General features: G+C 36.6%; 22 protein-coding genes. 4 read left to right on the top strand and 18 right to left on the bottom strand.

Annotated features, from left to right (window positions below):
- Nucleotides 1–5: 5 nt before the first annotated feature.
- Nucleotides 6–911 (bottom strand): DUF6607 family protein, encoded by a 906-nt coding sequence (locus ZA07_RS06595; protein WP_053970923.1) that lies wholly within the window; start codon nt 909–911, stop codon nt 6–8.
- Between the two features lie 79 nt (nt 912–990).
- Here ZA07_RS06595 and ZA07_RS06590 point away from each other — a divergent pair, with 79 nt between their 5' ends.
- Both ZA07_RS06590 and ZA07_RS06585 read left to right on the top strand, forming a co-directional pair.
- Nucleotides 991–3,123: a TonB-dependent siderophore receptor gene (locus ZA07_RS06590; protein ID WP_053970922.1), complete on the top strand. Its 2,133-nt coding sequence runs from the start codon at nt 991–993 to the stop codon at nt 3,121–3,123.
- A 13-nt stretch (nt 3,124–3,136) separates the two neighbouring features.
- The gene (locus tag ZA07_RS06585) at nt 3,137–4,228 is read left to right on the top strand and encodes an HmuY family protein (protein ID WP_053970921.1); all 1,092 of its coding nucleotides are present in this window, start codon (nt 3,137–3,139) and stop codon (nt 4,226–4,228) included.
- Between the two features lie 90 nt (nt 4,229–4,318).
- On the opposite strand, the gene ZA07_RS06580 is transcribed toward ZA07_RS06585, so the two are convergent.
- The 13 genes from ZA07_RS06580 to ZA07_RS06520 all read right to left on the bottom strand — a co-directional run bounded on the left by ZA07_RS06580 (nt 4,319) and on the right by ZA07_RS06520 (nt 17,864).
- A complete protein-coding gene (locus ZA07_RS06580; protein ID WP_053970920.1) occupies nt 4,319–4,945 on the bottom strand; it encodes a carbonic anhydrase in 627 nt (208 codons plus the stop codon).
- Between the two features lie 56 nt (nt 4,946–5,001).
- The gene (locus ZA07_RS06575) at nt 5,002–5,631 is read right to left on the bottom strand and encodes a carbonic anhydrase family protein (RefSeq protein WP_053970919.1); all 630 of its coding nucleotides are present in this window, start codon (nt 5,629–5,631) and stop codon (nt 5,002–5,004) included.
- Nucleotides 5,632–5,682: 51 nt separating this feature from the next.
- A complete protein-coding gene (locus ZA07_RS06570; RefSeq protein ID WP_053970918.1) occupies nt 5,683–7,275 on the bottom strand; it encodes a SulP family inorganic anion transporter in 1,593 nt (530 codons plus the stop codon).
- A gap of 72 nt (nt 7,276–7,347) precedes the next feature.
- Nucleotides 7,348–7,650, bottom strand: a complete 303-nt coding sequence (locus ZA07_RS06565; protein ID WP_053970917.1) for a hypothetical protein — start codon at nt 7,648–7,650, stop codon at nt 7,348–7,350.
- A 66-nt stretch (nt 7,651–7,716) separates the two neighbouring features.
- The gene (locus ZA07_RS06560) at nt 7,717–8,481 is read right to left on the bottom strand and encodes a tetratricopeptide repeat protein (RefSeq protein WP_053970916.1); all 765 of its coding nucleotides are present in this window, start codon (nt 8,479–8,481) and stop codon (nt 7,717–7,719) included.
- Between the two features lie 2 nt (nt 8,482–8,483).
- Nucleotides 8,484–10,262, bottom strand: coding sequence for a BatD family protein (locus ZA07_RS06555; RefSeq protein WP_053972072.1), 1,779 nt, complete (start codon nt 10,260–10,262; stop codon nt 8,484–8,486).
- 26 nt (nt 10,263–10,288) lie between these two features.
- Nucleotides 10,289–11,152, bottom strand: coding sequence for a tetratricopeptide repeat protein (locus ZA07_RS06550; protein ID WP_053970915.1), 864 nt, complete (start codon nt 11,150–11,152; stop codon nt 10,289–10,291).
- 89 nt (nt 11,153–11,241) lie between these two features.
- Nucleotides 11,242–12,279: a VWA domain-containing protein gene (locus tag ZA07_RS06545; RefSeq protein ID WP_053970914.1), complete on the bottom strand. Its 1,038-nt coding sequence runs from the start codon at nt 12,277–12,279 to the stop codon at nt 11,242–11,244.
- Nucleotides 12,280–13,284, bottom strand: a complete 1,005-nt coding sequence (locus tag ZA07_RS06540; RefSeq protein ID WP_053970913.1) for a VWA domain-containing protein — start codon at nt 13,282–13,284, stop codon at nt 12,280–12,282.
- Nucleotides 13,284–14,969 (bottom strand): BatD family protein, encoded by a 1,686-nt coding sequence (locus ZA07_RS06535; RefSeq protein ID WP_231628647.1) that lies wholly within the window; start codon nt 14,967–14,969, stop codon nt 13,284–13,286. The genes ZA07_RS06540 and ZA07_RS06535 overlap by 1 nt, the downstream gene beginning before the upstream one ends.
- A gap of 1 nt (nt 14,970) precedes the next feature.
- A complete protein-coding gene (locus tag ZA07_RS06530) occupies nt 14,971–15,837 on the bottom strand; it encodes a DUF58 domain-containing protein (RefSeq protein WP_053970912.1) in 867 nt (288 codons plus the stop codon).
- Between the two features lie 65 nt (nt 15,838–15,902).
- Nucleotides 15,903–16,907 (bottom strand): MoxR family ATPase, encoded by a 1,005-nt coding sequence (locus ZA07_RS06525; protein ID WP_197276708.1) that lies wholly within the window; start codon nt 16,905–16,907, stop codon nt 15,903–15,905.
- 147 nt (nt 16,908–17,054) lie between these two features.
- Entirely contained in the window at nt 17,055–17,864 is an 810-nt protein-coding gene (locus tag ZA07_RS06520) for a DUF4382 domain-containing protein (RefSeq protein ID WP_231628646.1), read from the bottom strand.
- A gap of 307 nt (nt 17,865–18,171) precedes the next feature.
- Between ZA07_RS06520 and ZA07_RS06515 the strand changes: the two genes are divergently transcribed.
- Entirely contained in the window at nt 18,172–18,924 is a 753-nt protein-coding gene (locus tag ZA07_RS06515) for an SDR family NAD(P)-dependent oxidoreductase (protein WP_053970911.1), read from the top strand.
- 22 nt (nt 18,925–18,946) lie between these two features.
- A complete protein-coding gene (locus ZA07_RS06510) occupies nt 18,947–20,086 on the top strand; it encodes an ATP-binding protein (protein WP_053970910.1) in 1,140 nt (379 codons plus the stop codon).
- A gap of 285 nt (nt 20,087–20,371) precedes the next feature.
- Here the strand turns inward: ZA07_RS06510 and ZA07_RS06505 are convergent, their stop codons facing one another.
- From ZA07_RS06505 to ZA07_RS06490, 4 genes are all read right to left on the bottom strand, one after another.
- On the bottom strand, nt 20,372–21,361 hold the full coding sequence (locus tag ZA07_RS06505; RefSeq protein ID WP_053970909.1) for an aspartate-semialdehyde dehydrogenase: 990 nt from the start codon (nt 21,359–21,361) through the stop codon (nt 20,372–20,374).
- 122 nt (nt 21,362–21,483) lie between these two features.
- Nucleotides 21,484–21,885 carry a large-conductance mechanosensitive channel protein MscL gene (gene mscL, locus ZA07_RS06500; protein ID WP_053970908.1) on the bottom strand — a complete coding sequence of 134 codons (402 nt, stop codon included), beginning with the start codon at nt 21,883–21,885 and terminating at the stop codon, nt 21,484–21,486.
- Nucleotides 21,886–21,950: 65 nt separating this feature from the next.
- Entirely contained in the window at nt 21,951–23,057 is a 1,107-nt protein-coding gene (gene alr, locus ZA07_RS06495; protein WP_053970907.1) for an alanine racemase, read from the bottom strand.
- The gene (locus ZA07_RS06490; RefSeq protein WP_053970906.1) at nt 23,023–23,697 is read right to left on the bottom strand and encodes a thymidine kinase; all 675 of its coding nucleotides are present in this window, start codon (nt 23,695–23,697) and stop codon (nt 23,023–23,025) included. The genes alr and ZA07_RS06490 overlap by 35 nt, the downstream gene beginning before the upstream one ends.
- Nucleotides 23,698–23,779: the final 82 nt, after the last annotated feature.

Here is a 23,779-nt window from a genome sequence, read left to right as displayed (position 1 = left end):
ATAACTTATTTTACGAAGGAATCAATTACTGGGTTAATTTGATCAGCTGTTTGGTAGTTTGCGTCATCCAACAAATATTTAAACAGTCCTTTATTATCTACTTTTTCAGCAAGAATTAAATCTTGGTGTCTGGCAAATACTTGACTCCATTTTGTTCTTACCACGGCCCATTTCCCTTGATTTTTGGACCAATAATCTTGAGCTGCCTGACATTTGGAATCATCGACCTTCTCATAGGTATTGTATCCTTTTTCCTGCGCCAAAATTACATCATCCTTACCTGCTTCACGAATCACTTTGTCATTATCTTGGTCATGAATCCAACCATTTTTGGTTATTTCATGACGGTTTCTTCTGATAGTTACATTATAATCACTTCTAGTGGTATACTCCCGTCTTGGAAGTGGTGCAGAAGCTTCATTTTCCCAATAGCTTTTGCCATCTACATGAACCCATGAAGCTGAACCTTCGTAACGCGGACTGTCATCTACTTGAAACACCTTTTGCGTCCATTGTCCTTTAACATCATTTTTAGGAAGAGTTACAAACTGCCATTTATTATCATGATCGTACATGTAAAAGTGGGTGTTTTCAAATTCCCAATCCTGTCTCCAATGCTTCACAATGTATGGACTATCTGGTTTTCCTACAATCAATAAATGTTGCATCGAAATTTTGTTGGATTCATCCTCAACCAATTGTACCCATTCCAGTCCGCGATCATGCTTTGTTTTAGAAGGCACATAAGTGGAATCACCAGAGTATTCAAAAGTTTCTGCAAAATTAAAAGTTACTTCATAACAACCACACATCTCTTTTATAGCTTCTTGATCTTGTCGTTTTTTAGACTGAGAAAACCCGTAAAAGTTTAATAAAACGATTAAACAAAGTGAAGTAAAAACATGTTTCATAATTTTTGGATTTATTTTTTATACTTATTTAGACTAATTTCAAATAACAATGATATATTTGCAGCAAATCTAATCAAGAATGAGTCTAAATAAAAATAAAATCGTTATTTATTTTTTGCTTTTTTTAAGCTACTTTACCTTCTCCCAAGAGGTCAAACAAGACTCAACCCTTACAGAACAATTGACTGAAGTCGTGGTTACGGGCCAATACAATCCACAATCCATAAAAAAATCGGTGCATAACGTCATTGTTATCAAACGTGAACAAATAGACAATCAAGCAGCCAATAATTTAGCAGACCTGCTAAACTTTAATTTAAACCTTACCATTATTCCCAATTCCCAATCTGGAAAATCAACCATTTCCTTTTTCGGTCTGGACTCTCAATACTTTAATATTTTGGTAGATAATATCCCACTTGTTAGTGATAACGGACTTGGGAACAATATGGATCTTACACAAATCAATTTGGATGACATTGAACGCATTGAAATTGTTGAAGGTGCTATGGGTGTGGAATACGGAGCCAATGCCGTTTCAGGAGTAATTAATATTATCACGAAAAAATCCATTGACAGTAACTGGAAACTAGAAGCTCTTTTGCAAGAAGAAACTGTAGGCGATGAATACGCTTGGTTTGACAAGGGGAGGCATATTCAAGGCTTAAACTTAGCTCATAATTTTTCAGACAAATGGTTTGGAAAACTAGGTTTTAACCGCAATCAATTTGCGGGTTATTTAAATAATAGCCAAGGTAGGGACCATTACTTCAACGATAGTTTACGCGGTTATGAGTGGTTGCCCAAAACACAATGGACTGGTAACGCTATGATTAATTACCGAACAGAAAAATTCAACTTGAATTACAAGTTTGAGTATTTCAATGAAATCCTGAACTACTATGACCGAGCTGTAAGATCTAACATAGATGTTGAAACTCAAACCAGCAATCCATCAGCTTCGGATAAGATTTTCAGAACCAATAGATGGGTTAACAACCTCAATATCAATGGACGATTGGAATCTGGAATCAACTATGATGCTTCCTTTTCATTTCAACAACAAGAAAGAGACCTTAACGAATTTAACTACTACATTCTTACCAAAGAAAAAACGGATGAAACCAATGAAACCTACCAATCTAGCAAGGTGATTTTCTCTAAAGGAGCTGTCAATAATTTGATAAAAAGTGAGGATTTCAATTTTCAATTGGGTTATGAAACTAGATATATTGAAGGGTTTGACACCCAAGCTTCTGGGGACTATACACAACAAGACAAAACACATACTCAAGGTAATTATGGCTTATTTGGTTCGTCGGAATACAATGTAACCCAATCCCTATCGCTAAGACCGGGATTACGCTATGAGTACAACAGCAAATACCACTCGCAACTGACCGGTAGTCTGAGTGCCAGATACTTATTATCCCACGGTTTTCAATTACGAGCAAATGTGGGCACTTCTTACAGAACCCCAAATTTTGAAGAACTCTATTACTACTTTGTCGATTCCAACCACGATGTAAGAGGCAATGAAAACCTAAAACCAGAAAACGGAATTACAGCTTTTATCAATTTTAAAAAGAACAGTTATCTAGGTGACATGTCTTTGTTGAATTCCCTGAAATTAAGTTTTATAGATGTTCAAGACAAAATTGACTTGGCGGTTGTAAACACTCTGCCTCTTCAATATCAATACATTAATATTGATGCCTACAAACTATGGGGAATCACCTCAGACAATGCTATAAATACAGAGCGATGGACTTTAAAGCTAGGTGCTACCATCCAAGGTATTTCCCGCATTAACCATAATGAAGTCAATGGCAATGATGACTTTTTATATGCTTACCAAATCAATACCAGTAGTACCTATCACCTTAAGGAGTGGAATACTTTTGTAACCATGCTTTTCAAATACCAAGGACCACAGCAAACCTATTTAGCCTCTGGGGAAGACGACAACGGAAATTCCCTTTATGCAAAGCAAACTACCAATGGTTATGGGTGGCTGGATGCCTCCTTGAAAAAATCGGTTTTTAACAATGCCCTCACACTTACTTTGGGCGCCAGAAATCTTTTGGATATAACCTCTGTAGATATCAGCAATTCTGCTTCAGGAGGGACACATTCCAATGGAAGTCAATCCCTGCTATTGGGTTATGGACGCTCCTATTATTTAAAACTTTTATACAATCTGAATATTTAAAATCAAAACCATTATGATCAACAAATTTTTTTCTGTTTTATGTATAGCTACCGTCTTGGGTTTTACAAGTTGTAGCAGTGAAGACGACACGCCCACTGGACCCATTAATATTATTATTGAGGGTGCCAATGTCACTCCAGAAATAGGCGGACCGAATCAACAAAACCAAGTATATGTAGATTTAAGTACTAATACAACTACAAGCATCCAACGTGATTCTTGGGATTTGGGATTTTACTCTGGTGATAGCTTTAGAGTAGCTATCAACGGTTCTATCTATATGGCCGCTGCCGCCCTTACTACCACTGATATTGATGTAGTTACCTCAAGTGACCAGGAGGTACAGGAACTGCAACCTTTTGCTGCGGTTGGAACCTTTCAAAGCGAGAGTGCTGCCTTTGTAGATGCGCCAAACGGAGATATCTCTGGGACTGCAATAGCAGAGATTTCTGAAAATGATTCTGATAACAAAGTATACCTATTGAATTTAGGATATGAAGTTGGAACCGACACACCTGAAACTGGAAGCATTTCTGTGACGGGAGAAAGCCGGGGATGGATGAAAATCCGTGTGTTAAAAGATGGAAACAATTATATCTTGCAATATGCTGAATTGGATGCTACCACTCATCAAGAAGTAACTATTACAAAAAATACTGATTATAACTTCACTTTCTTTAGTTTCAATACAAACAGTGAAGTTAACATTGAACCAACCTCAACAAACTGGGATCTAAACTTTACCGTCTTTACCAATTTAATTGAAAATTATGGGGCCTATGGGTACTCAGATTTTGTGGTGAATAATTCAAAAGCTAATGTTGGTGTATATATGATTGATACCGAAGAGGAAACTGACATGACTTACAACACGTTTGCTTTATCTAATGTGGTGGAAAATAATTTTGTGTATAACGACCAAAGAACTTTAGGAAGTAGTTGGAGGAATGGCGGTGGCCCTGGAACTCAACCTTCTCTTAAGGATAATGTTTTTTACATTGTCAAAGATACCGATGGCAACCTTTACAAGCTTAAATTTTTAGCTATGTCTAACGAATCAGGAGAACGTGGCTATCCAGAATTTGTCTATAGTTTATTACAATAAGCACTTTATATTTTAAAGGTAGAATTAGTTTTTAAGTCAAAAAGCCATTGCAAATGCAATGGCTTTTTAGATTTACTATTAAGGGTTTATTTAATCTAAATGATAAATTTGCCTAATTGTTTCCAGAATAGATTCAAAATCAATTTTTAGATCTATAAGTTTTCCCGTATGGACATTAAAAACCCAACCATGAACTTTTAACCCTCGCTCTCTAACAGCCTTTTGTATAGCGGCAGTTTTAATTAAGTTGACGCATTGTTCTTGAACATTCAACTCTACCAATCTATCATACCTTTCATCTTCATTCAAAATAGCATTTAGTTCTTCTGAATGTAATCTGTAAACATCCCGTATACTTCGCAACCATGGGTTTAATAATCCCAGATCTTCCGATAACATGGCTGCTTTAACACCTCCACAGGCATAATGTCCACAAACGACCACATCTGCAACCTTGAGATGATTAACAGCATACTCTATCACAGACATGGCATTTAAATCGGTTGCAATAACCATGTTGGCTATATTACGATGGACAAAAGCTTCTCCAGGTTCCAAACCCATAAGTCCTTCGACATCTACCCGACTGTCTGAGCAACCTATATAAAGAAATTGCGGACTTTGACCTGCGCCCAATTTATTGAAATAATCCTTGTCCTTAGACAATTTCTCTCGGATCCATATTTCGTTATTTTCGAATACTCTATTTAAGTCCATGTGCTACATTAAAAATACAAAATCATTAATTTTTTAAAAATCGCTATGTTCTATTTCTATTCAAAAAATGTAACAGCTCCCGTATTAATATCATACATGGCTCCAATAATCTTAATTTCTCCATTTTTTTCCATTTCGTCCAAAATAGGACTTTCAGAATGTATTCTTTCAATGGTTAAATGAACATTTTTCTCTGAAACTGAATCAACAAACTCCAGATTTTCAGAGGTTCTCATACTTTCTTCAGAAGGTTCTTTCACTGCCTTCACAGCCGGAGTGATTTTTTCAATCAGCTTGGTTAAATTTCCCATTTCAGCATGGTCACAGGCTCCCTTTACAGCACCGCAGCTGGTATGACCCAAAACCACAATAAGTTTGGTTCCTGCCAATTTACATGCAAACTCCATACTTCCTAAGATATCTTCATTTACAAAATTACCTGCAATTCGTACACTAAAAATATCTCCCAATCCTTGGTCAAAAACCAATTCTGCAGAAACTCTGGAATCAATACAACTCAAAATGGTTGCAAATGGGAATTGTCCTTCACTGGTATCGTTAACTTGCTCCAATAAATTTCTATTGGCTTTTAAGTTATTTTGGAATCTTAAATTTCCTTCTTTTAAGAATTGCAATGACTTTTCTGGAGTCATTGTAGCTTGTGTTTCCTTAGTATGTGCTTTCATAATTTTCTATTTGGATCGTTGGTTTGCTTCTCGATAAAATTTGCGAAACCATTAACTTAAACTTTTACTTGATTTGGGCCGTGTCTTGAAAAACTCCACAAAACTTTCTGGATTTTCAACCACCCCTCTTTTTGAAACTAATTTGATATCTATTCTTCTTTCTTTTGCCTTGTATAGGAAATCTTCTAAAATCTCAATGATGTCCTGATCAAGGTATCTCGTATTTATTAAATCTAACTCGAGATACGTATCTTTTGGAAGGTTTTCCAATTCTTTTAGAATAGCCCCTTTATTAAAAAAGGTGACCTCCTCCGCAAGAGTCATTTTTATTTTGTGACGGTCATTACTTCTATCTTCAATATGTAAGAAATGAGAGTTCTGATAACTTTTGATCAAAATGATAATAATTCCAACACCTAAGCCCAAACTAATTCCAACAAGGAGATCAGTAAATACGATTCCCAATACCGTCACAAAAAAGGGCACATATTGTTTCCACCCCATCTTAACCATTTTCTTAAACAAACTTGGTTTAGCCAATTTATAGCCTACTACCAATAAGATGGCAGCTAAAACTGATAAAGGTATTTTGTTTAATAACCTTGGAATAAGAATAACTGAAATTAATAAAAGGAAGCCATGTATAATTGCAGATAATTTCGATTTCCCACCAGATTGTATATTTGCTGAACTTCTCACGATAACCTGTGTTATGGGCAAACCACCTATTAAACCAGAGATGATATTTCCGGTACCTTGTGCGAGTAATTCACGATTGGTTGGTGTTACGTTTTTGTCTGGATCCAATTTATCAGTAGCTTCCACACACAACAAAGTTTCCAAACTGGCTACCAAAGCCATGGTAAAACCAACCAACCAAACTTCTGAGTTAGTTATCGCTGAAAAATTAGGGAAACTAAACTGGCCTAAAAATGAATTCAAATCATCTGGAATAGGCACCGAAACGAGATGTGAGGAATCTATTGACAGAGACTCATGGGATTGAGTTAAAATAAAATATACTATTCCTAATACGACTGCTACCAAGGGGCCTTGTAAAATCTTAAAAAATTTAGCTTTTTTAGCCAAGATGTTATCCCAGAACAAAATAACTAACAATCCCACAATTCCTATTAAAGTTGCACCGAGAGAAATATTATCGGCTACATGAAAGATGGCTGAAAACGTATTTTCTCCACTGGCTTCTATAAAACTATCAGCTCCTTCAGGTTCTGCATCATATCCAAAAAAATGAGGGATTTGTTTTAATATTATGATAATTCCTATTCCAGTGAGCATCCCCTTAATAACAGAGGAAGGGAAATAATACCCTATAATTCCTGCTTTAAGGAATCCTAAAATGATTTGAATAATTCCAGCCAAAACAACGGCTACTAAAAAATTTTGGTAGCCCCCTAATGATCCTATGGCTGTTAGTACAATAGCAGCTAAACCTGCTGCTGGACCACTAACACCAATATTAGACCCACTTAAAGCCCCTACAACTATACCGCCTACAATTCCTGCAATTAATCCGGAAAAAAGAGGAGCCCCACTAGCCAAAGCTATACCTAAACACAAGGGTAAGGCTACAAAAAACACTACAATACTTGCCGGCAAGTCACTTTTAATTGTTTTAAACATACTATGCTATTTTAGATGTTAAATAATAACTATGTATTTAACTTTTTTTAGAAAAGTTAACGAAAAATAAAACTAATGCAAGTGCTTCTCGGGAGGGGGGTAAATATTTTCTTGACTTAGAGGTGCATACGCCTTTTGGTAAAACACTATAAGGTCTGAGTCCTCTTGAAATACTGAGTTTAAGTGGCTGTAATTACTCTCTAAAAATTTAACTTCTAAATGTTTCGCAATTTCCTTTTGGATGTTCTCTTCCTCGTTCAAATTATAAAACACGGTGACATCATAACCATCATCAATTATGGAGAGAATTGTCGGCCCTGTTAAAAATGCAACAAAAACCACAAAAAAGAATGTAGAAACCAGCCGTTTAAACATTTGTATAAATTATTCTTATACAAATATAAGGTTTGCCAATTAATAAATTTGAGAATTAACCTAAAACTAAAGGGCTTTCAAATCTCCTGCAATGATCCAACCCGTTTTTCCATCGGCTAATTTGATTCGCTTCCAATTATTAACGGTATCCAAGATTTGAACCTTGGTACCTTCATGTAACAAGAACACCTCATTACTTCTTAAATTGGGCTCGCTTTTCACCTGGGTTTCTTGTGCAAAAACAATGGCAGGTTGGTCCTTGGCGTCCAGTCCCGATTTACTAAAAGCAAAAAACAGCATGGTAAGACTGACTCCAAAGGAACACAGACTCAATACAAAGGAAACTCTTTTTTTCCCCGTAGAATAGGTAAAATAATAAGTTAAAAAGAATAAAACAAATAGAATCATGAATCCTATTGATATCATACCCCAAGTATTATATGAAAAGGTATTAATAATGGATTTCATAAATCTTGAAAAACCTACTTCTGGCACCTTTCCAATGGCATCAATGGTCATATTCCTTGCAAACCCGACATTGTTATTAATGTCTTTATCATTGGGTTTTAATTGTAATGCCTTTTCGTAGTAATAAATACTGGGTGCTATATGATTTAATTTATAATGGGCATTGGCTAAATTGAAATAGACTTCTGCCGAATGCTTCCCATTTTCTAATATCTTCTGATATTTAGTTATAGCTGCTTGGTATTCCCCATCATTGTAAAGTTTATTTCCTTGCTTAAAAAGAGAATCGTTTTGCGAATACCCTAAGAATCCAGCAACAAAAAATAAACTTAAAAACAAATATATCCTCATCAATCCTTTCATCCTTATCGCATTTGTTTATCAACCAAATTAATAGTCTCAGCTGCCTTTTGATAATCCTGTTGCATTTCAACCTGTGTTATGGGCGTATATCTTGCCAATTCACAGTTATGTAAAATCTGCATAAAGCTTAAAACAGTTGGCTCCTCTACTCCTTTTTCTTGCAACAGAGCTTGAATTTTTTCTTTACTCATATCGCTCGTTTCAATACTCAATTTCGCTTTTAGATAATTATGCAAAGCTTTTTCCAGAGCAATATAAAATGCTTCTTTGTTACCAAGTGATTTTTTGGCTTCTCCCAAATACCTTTTGGCCAATTTATCTGCTTGTCTCAAGCGATTTCCCACCACATCGGCACGACGCTCATCGGCTTTCCGTCTAAACACTATAGCCAATGGAATGGCCAATAAAGGCGCCAACAATAATGCCCAAAAACCATTCGAGCCAAAAAAATCATCCCCTTCAATTGGGCTTAAACTTGTATCTGTCTTTATAAAAGCTAAGTGATTTCCTTTTGTTTTTACTTCCTGTTTGTTGGCTTTAACAGATGTAATCGCATTATCAGAAGAAGAATTATTAGTTGGTCCATCAATCACACTTATCAATATTTCACCAGAAGACACCTCCTTATATGATTTTGTTTTTAAGTCAAAGTATGAAAAGGAAATACTTGGAATAGGGTACTTTCCTTTGTACTGAGGCACGATGGTATAGGTATCTGAAATGCTTCCATTCATGCCTAATTTTTCATCTGTCCTAACATTTTCATCATGTTCTGGTTCATACACCTCCAAAGAACTAGGGAAAGTAGGTTTTGGAATTTCAAACAACTTTAGGTTTCCTTTTCCTTTTACCTCTAATTTCGCTCTAAAGGATTCGGAAGCATTCAACTCTGTTTTTGAAGTAACTACTGCAAAATCGAACTCTCCAACAGCTCCGGTGAAATTAGCTGGTTTCCCTTCTTCAGGTAAAGGTTTTACCCTTATGGTTTTACTTCCAGCAGAAATGGTTTTATGCACTTGGGTCATTAAACGACTCCCAAAAATATCCCTTCTATTAGTTGGCACCTCAATGGTGATATCCAAGCTTAAAGGTTCGATTTCCAGTTTTCCTGATTTCTGAGGGTATAAAACAGTTTTTCTTAAAACGACATAACGATAAGGTTCTCCTTTATAGGATCCATTTTGAACTTTAGGCACCTTAATATCAATGTTCTGACTCCAGAAGTCACTATATTTGGGGCTCTCTATTTCACGCCAATTACTAACCCCTGTGTTGGCTGAAACATACAACCTATATTCTACGGTAATGCCTTCATTCAAATAAGGGTCTGTTTTGGAAACATCGGCCACCAAATGAATATTTTCAGAAGCTATATAATCGGCATTATTTCCATCTTTTGGCTTATCAACAGCCTTGGTAACCTTGACTTTTACTGGTGTGGTTTTATAAATTTCACCATCAATTTCTATAGTTGCTTGTTTGATTGTGAAGGTTCCCAAACCTTTAGGAGCTAAATAAAAACTATAGGTTTTACTGAAAGATTTCTTTCCGTTCACCCAAGAATGACTTACTGCTTGGTTAGGTCCGCCTACAACCATAAAGTTGTCAAAGTTTGGAGGATTGAAATTATCACCATCCTTGTTCATCTCAAAGTCCACCCTAAGACGTTCATTGACCCCTAAAGTGGTTTTACTTACCTTGGCCTCAAATGTTACTTGAGCTGTAGCAAAGCCAGTAGAAAGTAGAAAAAGTAGAACTGATATGTACTTTAATGTTTTCATGGATTTTGCTTCATTTATCATCTTCATTACCAATCTTTATCTGTTGGGACTTTTACGCCCTTCTGCTTTTCAGCATTCATTTTTTCCTGAACCTTTTGTTCTTGATTATTCATGGCCTCTAGCAGGTTTTTAATTTGCTGAGGAGATAACTGCCCTGGTTGTGGTTGAGGCGGTTTTTGATCCTTTTGATCATCTCCTTTGCCTTCATCTTGTTTATCATCCTTAGGCTGGCCTTCGTCATCCTTCTGATCGTCCCCATCTTTCTTTTCTTGGTCACCCTCATCTTTTTGATCTTGATCTTGATCACCTTCTTGGTCTTTATTCTCTTGATCTTGTTGATCCTGATTTTGCTGGTCCTGATTTTGATCTTGGTTCTGATCTTGATTTTGGTCCTTATTATCGTCTTGATCTTGATTTTGATCCTGCTGTTGTTTAGCACATTCTTTAGCTAACGCGAGGTTATATCTGGTTTCATCATCCTTAGGGTCATTTCTTAAGGCACTTTTAAAGGCTTCTACGGCTTCCTTACACTTTTCATTCTTCATCAAAATATTACCGATATTATGAAATGCTCTGTGCTTTTCCTCCTTTGAAGTCGCCTTTTTCACAGTTTCCTGCAATCTAAAAAGAGCCTCATCCATGTTGCCGTTTTGATAGTAAGAGGTCCCCAGGTTATAGGATGCGGCAACATTGCTGGATTTTTTGGAAATAGCCTTTCTATACTCCATTTCTGCAGCGGTATAATCATCACTTCCTAAATATTCATTACCGTTATAAACCATATCATTAGACTGCTCTAAATCTAAAGCTTCCTTTTTCTCCTGCTCTTTATTTTGAGCTAGCCCAACGGTGGTAAATACTAAAAATATGTAGGTAATAATCCGGTTCATTTAACGTGTCATTTCTTTAATTTAGGCTTTAAATAACAGACGAATATAGCAAACAGATGATTTGATGACAGTTAAAAAATTTATAAAAGTTAAAGGTTTTCATTAAAGAGATTTAAACGTTTTAGCCATTCTGTCTTACGTTCCAAAAGGAAAATATCAATAAAAAGCAATAAAATGGCTGCTGCCAAAAACCATTGAAATTGGTCTTTGAAATCGGCAAATTGTTTCGACTCAAATTCCTTTTTATCCATTTTATTCAATTCGTCAGAAATCTTTTCTACAACCTCAGTTGTATTTTCCCCGTGAATATATTCTCCATTTCCTTCAGATGCAATATTCTTTAGGGTTTCTTCATTTAAACGGGTAATAACAGTTTCCCCATTACTATCTTTTTTATACTCTTGAACGATACCATTTCTTTTAATAGGAATTGGACCTCCCTTAACGTCACCAACACCTATGGTAAATATGCGTATTCCTTGTTCTGAAGCTTCTTCTGCGGCACGCTCTGCACCTTCGCCATGATCTTCCCCATCAGAAATGATAATTAAAACCCGGTTGGTTTGGTCTTCGTCATCATAATACGTTTTTGCCAGCTCAATAGCTTCATTGATGGCTGTTCCCTGTGACGACATCATATTGGTATTCATGTTTTGAAGAAACATTTTTGCGGAGGCATAATCAGTCGTTATGGGAAGTTGCGGATAAGCATTCCCGGCATAGGCAATAATTCCGATGCGGTCACTCGCCAAATTATTGATAATTTGAGTAACCAGCTGCTTGGTTTTCAGTAACCTGTTTGGAGCAATGTCTTCTGCCAACATACTTTTTGAAACATCTATAGCAAAAACCACATCTACCCCTTCACGTTTAACTGTTTCTAGTTTGGTGCCAATTTTAGGATTGACCAAAGCAATCACCAAAAAAGCAAAAGCCAAACAAAGCAAAAATAGCTTTAAGGCCGATTTAAATAAAGATTGATTGGGACTTAGTCTCTTAAGTAACGTCTTATCTGCAAACTTATTCCCTGCTCTTTTTTTCCAAAGTTGCAACAACAAGAAAAACAAAACCAATACTGGTATTACCAGTAAGCCCCAAAACCATATTTTTTCTTCTAATTGAAACATCTACACAAAACTTCTATAAACTGTTATTCTTAATAACCATTCAACCATCAACAACAAAGCAGCCAACAATACCAACGGACGAAACATTTCTTGATAATTATAGAATTTAAACTCTTCTATCTCTGTTTTTTCCAATTTATTGATCTCTTCATAGATCTCTGTTAGCTTTTCATTATTGGTTGCTCTAAAGTACCTTCCGCCAGTTACTTTGGCTATATCTTTTAAAAGTGCTTCATCTATTTCTACCTGTACTCTACCATATTGAAAATTACCATTAGGTAAGATTTGCACAGGTGAAAGCGCCATTCCATTGCTTCCCAATCCTATGGTATATACCTTTATACCATATTCTACCGCCAATTCACTGGCAATTTTTGGATCAATAAAACCGGTATTGTTCACACCATCGGTTAAAAGAATAATAACCTTACTTTGAGCCTTACTATCCTTTAATCGGTTTACTGAAGTGGCCAATCCCATTCCTATAGCTGTCCCCGATTCGATCACCTTGTTGTATTTGATGTCTTCCAAGGAGCGTAAAACAATTGCTTTATCACTTGTAATTGGCGTTTTTGTATAACTCTCACCTGCATATTCCACCAAGCCAATTCGGTCATTCGGTCGCTCCTTTATGAATTGAGCTGCTACACTTTTTAATGCTTCCAATCTGTTTGGTCTCAAATCCTTAGCCAACATACTTGCAGAAACGTCTATCGCCATAACAATATCGATTCCTCGTGTCGTTTTGGTTTTGGTTGAAACATCAACAGTTCTTGGTCTTGCCATAGCCGTAATAACCAGTGCCAAGGCAGCCAACCTTAAAAGAATAAGAATGTGTTTGGTTTTTGGCAACCAGGAATTAGCCACTTTAAAACCTTTCAAACTTGAAATCTTTAACTCGGCTGTTTGCCTTTTATAGGTAAAAATATACCATGCCAATGCTATTGGCAGTAGCAATAGCAACCAAAAAAACTCTTTATTTTGAAACTCAAATCCCTCAAACATCATTCAGGCTTTTTTAATTCAATGGAACCAACGACTCTATTGGCAATCTTCTCGGCATATTCTTGGTTTTGTGGCCAAGTAATCAATATTTGCTGTAATACCGCATTATTCTCTGCTACAAACAAGAACAAAGAATAATTCATTTCTTCACCCGATACGCTGAATGTCCCATGCACATTCAATCCTTCGGCTCCATTTGGGGTCGTATATTTATCTTGCTTAGTAAGGATATTAGTAGCTCCTTTATCTTCGAATCCCTTCATTATTTTTTCTCCTGCAGCATTCAAGTCAATTTCTGGATTGCTAGGAGTCTGTTGTCCTTGTTGTGGTTGCATCCCTTGTTGCTGCTGTCCTTGATTCTGATTAACGGTCGTACTGACGGACACTCCCAAATCTTCAACCGAACCGTAAGTAAAGGTTGTGGTCTTGGTCATGATGCTGTCATCCGTATCTTTATCTATCCTCTTTAAAACTTCTGGTGTTGACATATAAACAGGTGGAACCCCATAGGCACTATCAACCCATTCGCCTTCCATAAGCTCCAAATAGTTATTTTGAAACAACTTATCTTTCACATAACTGAAGCCATACTTCAAACCGAAACCAACAAATATCAAAACAATAAAGGCTCCTATCACTCCGGCCAAAGTCCATTGCTTTTTACGCTTTAATTTGCGCTCTTGCTCCAGTTTATATTGTTCATCCATGAGCTTTTCTTCTTCCGAAGGCTCTGGAAGGGCTTCTTTAACATGATCAATCTCCAAATCAACGGTTTGCCTGTCCAACTTGGCCAATTCCTTATCTGGCTCAGACTTGGCAAATTTCACCAAATCGGCTCTTTTTAAAATGGACTCCAAGTTCTTTATAGTTTCAACACTTAGATCAATTTGATTTCCATCCTTTAAAAGTCTTAATCTGTTGATTAACTCATCAGTAGTACTTTCTAAGGCGTGGTCATATACTTTTTCATCCAAATAATTCCTGATGGCCAGAGTCAATTCAGAATAATATTGCTTGTATTCCGAATTTTCCAAATACGGACTTTCTTCCAGTTTCTTTAAAGCCAACTTGGCACGATCATAAGGTGGAAGTAAAGCAATTTTCTCTTCTTCGGTCAATGGTTTTTTTCTGAAGAAAAACCAATAAGCCAAAGCACCAAGGACCACAATAACAGCTAGTATGATCAACAGGGTTTGAAACCAATTACTACTAGGCTTTTTAACCTCAATTAGCGGCTTGATATCATAAAGTCCTTGCTTTGTTGTATCTATTTGAATGTTGTTGACCTCAACTTTAAGGGAATCTGTAAAATAGGATTTACTACCCACAACTATTTTTTGCTTCGGAATGAAATAAGTTCCGGAGTCAAATTGGGTCAACCCATATTTTTTAATTAATTCAAAATTGGCGTCCTTTTTAATGGTGTCCACCGCATAAGACTCAATCATCTCAAGGGGTTTGAAGGATTGCCCTTCTGGGAAAAGAACCAAATCTTCAGGTTCACTTTCAACCTTGATTTGATAGGTGATTTGTTCCCCAATTTTAATGGAGGTGGAATCTATGGAGGTGGTAACTTGTCCCATGCTAAACCATGAAGTAAGTACCAATAAAAAAGAAAAAACAGGCTTTAAAACTCGAGCTCGCCTATTTTTAAGATACTTTTTATCCAACCAATCTTTACACATTCTATCCTCTTCTTTTGAAATATCCTAATAATTTTTTCACATAGCTTTCATCGGTTCGGCAACTTAAACTGCCTGCACCAGATTTGGCAAAACTGTCTTTATAATAGTTTACCTTGTCGTGGTAATAAGCTTCGTATTGCCTTCTTACCGATTTGGAAGACGTATTTACCAACATCATCTCTCCCGTTTCCCCATCTTGCATTTGAACCATTCCCAGATTAGGAATACTTTCCTCACGCTGGTCATAAACGCGTATCCCTGTAACATCATGGCGCCCAGACACAATCTTTAGGGTACGCTGATAATCATCTGATATAAAATCACTCAAAACAAACACAATGGCCTTCTTTTTCATCACATTGGATAAAAACTTTAAAGCTTCAGAAATATTGGTTTGCTTGCTTTTAGGCTCAAACTCTATGAGCTCCCTGATAATTCTTAAAACGTGAGACCTACCTTTTTTGGGTGGAATGTAAAGTTCAACATCCTCTGAAAACAAAATCAACCCAATCTTGTCATTGTTCTGGGTAGCAGAAAACGCCAAAGTAGCGGCGATTTCGGTAACGACTTCATTTTTAAATTGCTGACTGGTACCGAACATTTCAGAACCTGAAATATCCACCATTAACATCATGGTTAGTTCACGTTCCTCTTCAAACACCTTCACGTAAGGTTCATTGTATCGTGCCGTCACATTCCAATCAATACTTCTTACATCATCCCCAAATTGATATTGGCGAACTTCAGAAAAAGTCATACCACGACCTTTGAAGGTAGAGTGATATTCCCCTCCAAAGATATGATCAGACAACCTACGTGTCTTGATTTCTATTTTACGTACCTTTTTAAGTAATTCTTTCGTATCCATAAATTAGTCCTCAAGTTTAAAGCCCTTAATAACTGAAATGAAAAAGACTAGGCTTTAGACTTCCATTAAGGTACCTCTACCTCATTTACTATTTTATTGATAATATCTACAGAAGTAATGTTTTCGGCTTCGGCCTCATAGGTAATTCCTATTCTGTGACGCAACACATCATGAACCACAGCTCTTACATCTTCAGGAATCACATAACCACGGTGTTTTAAGAAAGCATAACATTTGGCAGCTGTTGCCAAATTGATACTACCACGCGGAGAGGCCCCGAAGGAGATAAGCGGTTTTAAATCTGAAAGTTTATATTTCTCTGGGAAACGTGTCGCAAAGATGATATCGAGTATATATTTTTCAATTTTCTCATCCATGTAAACCTCGCGAACTGCTTGTTGTGCACGTAAGATTTGATCAATAGAAACAACTGCATTTACTTTTTCAAAAGCCCCTTTTAAATTGGCTCTAATAATAAGTTGCTCCTCTGCTTGTAACGGATATTCGATTACCGTTTTCAACATAAAACGGTCTACTTGTGCTTCTGGGAGCGGGTAAGTACCTTCTTGCTCCACAGGATTTTGTGTTGCCATTACCAAAAATGGCTTGTCCAGTTTAAAAGTTTCGTCACCAATGGTAACCTGTTTTTCCTGCATCGCCTCCAATAAGGCAGACTGTACTTTTGCCGGAGCACGGTTAATCTCATCTGCCAAAACAAAATTGGCAAAAATAGGTCCTTTTTTGATAGAGAAATCATTCTCTTTCATGTTATATATTAAGGTACCTACTACGTCTGCGGGAAGTAAATCTGGTGTAAACTGAATTCTACTAAAGCTAGCATCAACAGCCTGAGACAAGGTATTAATCGCTAGTGTTTTTGCTAATCCAGGAACTCCTTCCAGCAGAATGTGTCCCTGACCCAACAAACCTATTAACAACCGTTCAACCATATGCTTTTGACCCACAATGACCTTATTCATTTCATAGGTCAATAAATCTACAAAAGCACTTTCCCTTTCAATTTTCTCATTGATTGATTTGATGTCTATGGTGCCTGTTTCTTCCATCATATTCAAAATTTAAGCCGTATGTTTTTTTGCTCGTTAAAGAGGTGCAAATTGTTAAAATTTTTATTTTGATGCTGTTAAGGTAAGGTTAAAAATAAAAGAGCAGCAAAGGATTGCTGCTCTTTAACATATATTTAAAAGAAACGGATATTACTCTAATACGATAGGGTCTAATTGCGTTGTGCTCCCTACGGTTACTTCAACGTCTTGAATTTCAATTGGTGTCAATAAGGATTCTGGATCTGGTGTTACAGTTACAATGTAAGTACCTCCTGTTAAACCTACCAAAACAAAATTACCATCTTCATCGGCAAAAGTGGAAACTGTTTCAATACCATTGGTTGCTACAATTTCAGTTTGCACATCATTTTGAATGCTTCCCGCTATGGCTCCAGTGTCAGCTTCTGTAGTCGCTCTGATGACTGGATGTAAATTAATGTTTCCTGAATTACCTGCTTCTACAATAGAATCATCAACATCAAAATCCAATAAAAAGGTATAGTGGATATTTGGCTCTAATGTATGGTTCACTTGAATTTTCAATCCTGATTGTTGTGCACTAGGCGTATTTAAAGGATGTGATACACCATCAATAACAATAGTATTTTCATCGCCAAGAATCAATCTGATTTGGTTTAAAGTTCCAGCAGGAATGGTGTAATCATCAACTAAAAGCACATTAATACCGCCTGTTAGTTCCAATAAGTCATAAATACCTGTATTGATGGCTCCCAAACTTTCCCATCCATCTTCTCCTTCTGATTCATCATTCACTTTGACCATGACATCTAGTACCTCTACAAAAACATGCTCATAGTCTCCGGGCTCATCCATCAGTTTAACAGATATTTGAGATGTACTAGCTTGAGGGGTTGAATCACCGTCATCATCGCTACATCCCATAAAGGTAAGAGTTAGTATACTTAGTAGTGTTAGTGTAAGTTGTTTGAATCGAATCATAAAATTAAATTTGGTTAAACTTCGTTTGAAATAATATACGCACAAATCTTCTTAAAAAGACCTTTTTAAAATGTGAAAGTTTGTTAAACCCCAATGAAAACAAGGTGTTTCAACCGACATTTTCCAAAAAACAAATCCGTAAGACCAGAAACAAAAGTACCTTTCCTTTAAGACATAGTAAATTCTGAAAATAGAGAAGTCTGTATTTGGATATGTTTAAAAATCCTATTTTCCTGTTCCTTACCTATGCTTTTCAAGCCTGATTTAATTATTTTTATGAGGAATTAAACGATCTATTAATAACAACATGACCAAAACTGCATTAATTACTGGCGCAACCAGTGGCATAGGGTGGGCTACAGCTGTTGAATTTGCTAAAAAAGGCATTCAACTTATTCTTTGTGGAAGAAGACAAGACAGACTAGATGAATTAAAAACAGAATTGTCGCCTCTTGTACCCGTAACAACCCTAAATTTTGACGTGAGAGACAAAGACGAAGTCTTTAAAGCTATTGACTCTATACCAAACTCCTTTAAAACGATTGATATCCTAATTAATAATGCTGGAAATGCCCATGGGCTAGACCCCATAGATGAAGGATCTCTTGACGACTGGGATGCTATGATGGATATCAATGTCAAAGGACTATTATATATAAGCAAAGCTATTATTCCCTCTATGCGAGACAGACAATCTGGACATATCATAAATATAGGTTCTTCGGCCGGAAAAGAAGTCTATCCTAAGGGTAATGTCTATTGTGGCAGTAAGCATGCTGTACTAGCTATCACAGAAGGTATGCGTATTGATTTGAATCCTTATGGCATCAAAGTAGGAGCTATCAATCCTGGATTGGTTGAAACCGAGTTTTCCAAGGTTCGATTTAAAGGTGGCTCACAAGCCGATAATGTTTATAAAGGTTATAAAGCGCTTCAAGCGGAGGATATTGCCGAAGCGATATATTTTGCTGTCTCCAGACCTCCTCATGTGAATATTGCAGACATGCTTATTTTTCCAACAGCTCAAGCCTCATCAACCATATTAAAAAAGGAAGTTTAGTTAAATCTTCCCCATCTTTATCATGATTAACAAACGCTTGCTCATTAAAAACTTATTGGCTCACAATGATGAGAACAGTTTTTATGACAAAAAGCGTCGAATTGATATTTCGCACAAAGAAGGAAAGGCCAAATTCTTAAAGCATATTTGTGCCCTCTCCAACAGCAACCCTAACAACAATTCCTTTATTGTTATTGGAGTTGAGGACGAAGACAATCAAATTGTAGGGACTGATTTTTTTGACGATAGTAAAATTCAAAACTTAATCAATGCCTATTTGACCAATCCCCCTATCGTGCAATATGAAAACATTCCCTTTCCCCATTTGCCAGACGACAAAGTAGTGGGTTTGGTAACTATTAGAGCTAAAGGCGATAACAAGATAACTTCCCTTAGAAAGAATATCTGGAAGTACTATGGAGGGTCCGTTTTCTTTAGGGATGGCAGTATGAGTATGCCCAAAGTATTTGATATCGAAATCAAAGATAACAATTCCAGTATTGTTGCTGATATTGAAAGGCATGCCCAAAACAACATAGAACACACTCTGGACGGTGTGTTTGATTTCATGAATACACGAAAAGATTTTTCGCCCCAATACAAGGTATTTAAGGAGTACTTCGTGGTATGTTGGGCTGGCCTGAAGAAAGTGGTTAAAGAGGAAGTGTTTTTCTCCCGGGTGGATATCAAGTTAATTAACGAGCAGGTTAGACTTTTTTATTCCAATCTAGACGAGGTTTCTATTAAATATGACGAAAACACATTTAAGATTATTGAGTATGTTCGTTTGGGACTTCAGAATTCCTATAAATATTACCCACTTGAAGAAACCACAATTGAGTTTAAAAACAATGCTACCTACCACATTAAAACCGATTTATTGTTTCAACCCCCGCAATATGACAAAAGGGTACTCTATCATATTTATAATACAAACAATAACCTCCTAGAGAAATTAAAAAAAGGAATGAGTTTAAGCAACCATGAGGAACACGACCTCAAAAACTTACCTATCACCTACCTCCTTTGCTATTTTAATCTATTTCATGATGCTATTGATAAACTCATTGAAATTAGACCTTACCTAAAGGCTTACAATGAGGAAATATACACCCTATACAAAGACGCCATGAGAATTCTAAGAATGGTGAAATACAGTTAATCCCAATAAAATACAAATCAAAGCAACTTATCAGATTTTCATGCTATTGATAGATTTTTAGTGTCTGGTTTAAAATTAATAGCGACATTTGGAATGCTATTAATCGATTTTACAGACCTGCCTTTATGAAATTTAAGTGGTTCATAAGGCAGGTTTTTGTTTGCCTGCTTTTCTCCCCTATTGACAATCAATTCATAACCGAGCAAAGATTAATTAAAATATGAGGTGATAAAAAAACCACCTTACAGAAGGTGGTTTTCACATGTATTATATTTTTGGAAGTGATTACACTAATTCCTTTTCTACTAGATATTCAGCAATTTGGACCGCATTGGTAGCTGCTCCTTTTCTTAAGTTATCAGCCACAATCCACATGTTCAACGTATTGGGTTGTGTTTCATCCCTTCTAATTCTTCCTACGAACACCTCATCCTTATTGTGCGCATAAATAGGCATCGGATAGGAATTAGCTCCCGGATTATCCTGAACGATGACACCTGGTGTTTCACTTAGCAAAGTTCTCACATCAGCCAAGTCAAAATCATTTTCAAACTCCACATTCACAGATTCACTGTGCCCTCCAGCCGTTGGAATTCTCACTGCAGTAGCGGAAACGGAAAACGTTTTATCATCAAGAATCTTTTGAGGCTCACGTGCCAATTTCATCTCTTCTTTAGTGTATCCATTATCTTCAAACACATCGCAATGAGGAAGCGCATTTTTAAAGATAGGGTAAGGATAGGCCATTTCGCCTTCCACACCTTTTACTTCATTCTCCATTTGATTGACCGCCTTTACACCTGTACCAGAAACCGATTGGTAGGTTGAAACTACCACACGCTTCATTCTGTATTTGTCATGTAATGGTGCCAATGCCATTACCAATTGAATGGTTGAGCAATTAGGATTGGCAATAATTTTATCTTCCTTTGTTAAAACTTTGGCATTGATTTCTGGAACTACCAATTTTTTGGTAGGATCCATTCTCCATGCTGATGAATTGTCTACAACCGTAGTTCCAACTTCAGCAAACTTAGGAGCCCATTCCAATGAGGTTCCCCCACCTGCCGAAAAAATAGCGATTTCAGGTTTTAACTTCACAGCAGTCTCCAAACCAACAATAGTGAACTCCTTATTCTTAAAAGTCACCTTTTTCCCTACACTTCTTTCTGATGCTACTGGAATTAATTCAGATACTGGAAAGTTTCTTTCTTCCAAAACTTTCAACATCACCTCGCCAACCATACCTGTGGCGCCTACAACTGCTATTTTCATGATTTAAAAATTTAATAAGCTACAAAAGTAATTAATATTCAAATTTCCATGAATTTTAATTAAAAAAAAGAACCACCCGTGTTGGGTGGTTTTAGGTTTAGAATATATAGTGTAGCGAATAATTATTTTTTTAATAAATCTCTTATTTCTACCAACAATTCTGTTTCAGTTGGACCTTTTGGCGCTTCTGGAGCTGGCTCTTCCTTCTTTTTCATTGCATTAACAGCCTTAACAATCATAAACATTACAAAGGCTACAATGATGAAGTCCAACAAGTTGGTCAAAAACTCACCGTACATAACAGCCACTTCTCCCACCTTTTCTCCTGCTTCATTTAAAGTACCCTCTTCTACAACATACTTTAAGTCCTTGAAATCGGTTTTGAAAATCAAACCAATTAGTGGGGAAACGATACCTCCAGTAAATGAAGTAACAACACTATTAAAAGCAGCACCCATTACAAACGCGACGGCGATATCCACCAAATTGCCTTTCATGGCAAATTCTTTAAACTCTTTTAACATAATAATATTGATTAATAGTTAGAACTAGTACGAAAATAGAAAAAAACCAATCCCTAAAACAAAAATTATGAGATAATCTTTCTTTTAACGCGCTGTGATATAGCGGTTAACAACTCATAGGAAATGGTGCCTGCTCTTTGTGCCAATTGATCGGCAGTTGAAGCCATTCCAAAAACGATAACTTCATCACCTTCTTCACAGTCAATATCGGTAACATCCACCATGATCATGTCCATACAAACATTCCCAGAAATATAAGCCCTTTGACCATTGATTAAAACATAACCCTTTCCTTTTCCATACAGTCTGCTGATACCATCAGCGTGACCTACTGGAATAGTAGCAGTCCTCGTAGGCTTCTCAACAATCAATCCTCGGTTATATCCCAAGCTATCCCCTTCATACAATTGATGGATTTGAGAGATAACCGATTTTAATGTTGCTATGGGTTTGAAATTTTTATTCTGCAACTCCGAATTCCCAAAACCATACAAACCAATACCACTTCTTACCATATCAAAATGCGCTTCTGGATAATTTAAAATACCCGAAGTATTGCACATATGCTTAAGGACTTTGGTTCCCAACTGGCTTTCAAAAGTTACTGCTATGTTTTTAAACAAATTAATTTGCTTTCCTGTAAATTCCTTTTCATTCAGATCTTCACTAGCACCCAAATGCGATAATATGGATCGTACCTTCACAGCTTTTGTAGTACTTAAAATTTGAATGATTTCTGGAACATCTTGCTCATTAAATCCCAATCTATTTAAACCTGTATTGAATTTAATATGAATAGGATAATCTATTTGATTGCCTTCTTCAGCTGTTTTAATAAACGCCTTAAGTACTTTAAAACTATAGAGATTCGGCTCCAAACATCTCTCTATAATAGTATTAAAATGAATTGGCTGGGGATGCAATACCAAAATAGGTTTTGTTATACCAGAATCCCTCAAGGCGGCTCCCTCATAAGAATAGGCCACCGCAAAATAATCAGCTCCTAATTTGTCAAGTTCACCAGCAATTACAGCCGCATCACTACCATAAGCAAAGGCTTTTACTACAGCCAGAAACTTGGTGTTATTTGAAATTTGGGATTTTAAATATTGGAAGTTATGAGCTAGAGAATTCAGGTTAATCTCCAATAGGGTCTCCTTGGTCTTCGGCATGGTCTTCTTTAGATTTATTAATAACCACTTCAGGATCATTTACCTTCATGTTCCTTACTTTGTCACGCAACATAGCTTTGTAAAACGCAGCCCTACTCAAAGGCTCATACTCATCAACCTCTCCCAACAAAACCAAATCGTCACTCTTTGATTTACGATAACTATATTGGGCCAAGTTTCCTGTTCTCGTACAAATGGCATGCACTTTAGTAACATATTCGGCTGTTGCCATAAGATGCGGCATGGGTCCGAATGGATTTCCTTTAAAATCCATATCCAAGCCAGCTACTATCACACGTACCCCTTTATTAGCAAGGTCATTACAAACCCTTACAATCTCATCATCAAAAAACTGGGCCTCATCGATCCCTACAACATCACAACCATCTGCCAAAATGGGAATATTGGCTGCAGCCGGTACAGGTGTAGACCTTATTTCATTGGAGTCATGAGACACCACCTTATCCTCATCATAGCGTACGTCTATAGCCGGTTTGAAAATTTCAACCTTCTGTCTGGCAAATTGGGCGCGCTTCAATCTACGAATCAATTCTTCGGTCTTACCCGAGAACATAGATCCACATATCACTTCAATCCAACCAAATTGTTCTTTATGATTTACCGTATTTTCGAGAAACATTTTGTAATTTTAACACTAAATCAGGGTGATGACTCGTTCTGTATAAAGGTGGCGTAAATTTATTAAAAAACAAAAGCATATA

The organism is Mangrovimonas sp. ST2L15 (assembly GCF_001280515.1).
Classification (GTDB): Bacteria; Bacteroidota; Bacteroidia; order Flavobacteriales; family Flavobacteriaceae; genus Mangrovimonas; species Mangrovimonas futianensis.
Note: the sequence above shows the minus strand (reverse complement) of the source record. Positions and strands in the feature narration are given on the sequence as shown.

Bases quoted from the DNA above. Each gene is read 5' to 3' on its own strand.
- ZA07_RS06540 (WP_053970913.1), bottom strand. From the start codon at position 13,284: ATGTTTGAGGGATTTGAGTTTCAAAATAAAGAGTTTTTTTGGTTGCTA.
- ZA07_RS06575 (WP_053970919.1), bottom strand. From the start codon at position 5,631: ATGAAAGCACATACTAAGGAAACACAAGCTACAATGACTCCAGAAAAG.
- ZA07_RS06550 (WP_053970915.1), bottom strand. From the start codon at position 11,152: ATGAACCGGATTATTACCTACATATTTTTAGTATTTACCACCGTTGGG.
- ZA07_RS06530 (WP_053970912.1), bottom strand. From the start codon at position 15,837: ATGGATACGAAAGAATTACTTAAAAAGGTACGTAAAATAGAAATCAAG.
- ZA07_RS06505 (WP_053970909.1), bottom strand. From the start codon at position 21,361: ATGAAAATAGCAGTTGTAGGCGCCACAGGTATGGTTGGCGAGGTGATG.
- ZA07_RS06515 (WP_053970911.1), top strand. From the start codon at position 18,172: ATGACCAAAACTGCATTAATTACTGGCGCAACCAGTGGCATAGGGTGG.
- ZA07_RS06565 (WP_053970917.1), bottom strand. From the start codon at position 7,650: ATGTTTAAACGGCTGGTTTCTACATTCTTTTTTGTGGTTTTTGTTGCA.
- ZA07_RS06570 (WP_053970918.1), bottom strand. From the start codon at position 7,275: ATGTTTAAAACAATTAAAAGTGACTTGCCGGCAAGTATTGTAGTGTTT.
- alr (WP_053970907.1), bottom strand. From the start codon at position 23,057: ATGCCGAAGACCAAGGAGACCCTATTGGAGATTAACCTGAATTCTCTA.
- ZA07_RS06560 (WP_053970916.1), bottom strand. From the start codon at position 8,481: ATGAAAGGATTGATGAGGATATATTTGTTTTTAAGTTTATTTTTTGTT.
- mscL (WP_053970908.1), bottom strand. From the start codon at position 21,885: ATGTTAAAAGAGTTTAAAGAATTTGCCATGAAAGGCAATTTGGTGGAT.
- ZA07_RS06525 (WP_197276708.1), bottom strand. From the start codon at position 16,907: ATGATGGAAGAAACAGGCACCATAGACATCAAATCAATCAATGAGAAA.
- ZA07_RS06580 (WP_053970920.1), bottom strand. From the start codon at position 4,945: ATGGACTTAAATAGAGTATTCGAAAATAACGAAATATGGATCCGAGAG.
- ZA07_RS06595 (WP_053970923.1), bottom strand. From the start codon at position 911: ATGAAACATGTTTTTACTTCACTTTGTTTAATCGTTTTATTAAACTTT.
- ZA07_RS06585 (WP_053970921.1), top strand. From the start codon at position 3,137: ATGATCAACAAATTTTTTTCTGTTTTATGTATAGCTACCGTCTTGGGT.
- ZA07_RS06520 (WP_231628646.1), bottom strand. From the start codon at position 17,864: ATGATTCGATTCAAACAACTTACACTAACACTACTAAGTATACTAACT.
- ZA07_RS06555 (WP_053972072.1), bottom strand. From the start codon at position 10,262: ATGAAAACATTAAAGTACATATCAGTTCTACTTTTTCTACTTTCTACT.
- ZA07_RS06490 (WP_053970906.1), bottom strand. From the start codon at position 23,697: ATGTTTCTCGAAAATACGGTAAATCATAAAGAACAATTTGGTTGGATT.
- ZA07_RS06535 (WP_231628647.1), bottom strand. From the start codon at position 14,969: ATGTGTAAAGATTGGTTGGATAAAAAGTATCTTAAAAATAGGCGAGCT.
- ZA07_RS06510 (WP_053970910.1), top strand. From the start codon at position 18,947: ATGATTAACAAACGCTTGCTCATTAAAAACTTATTGGCTCACAATGAT.
- ZA07_RS06590 (WP_053970922.1), top strand. From the start codon at position 991: ATGAGTCTAAATAAAAATAAAATCGTTATTTATTTTTTGCTTTTTTTA.
- ZA07_RS06545 (WP_053970914.1), bottom strand. From the start codon at position 12,279: ATGTTTCAATTAGAAGAAAAAATATGGTTTTGGGGCTTACTGGTAATA.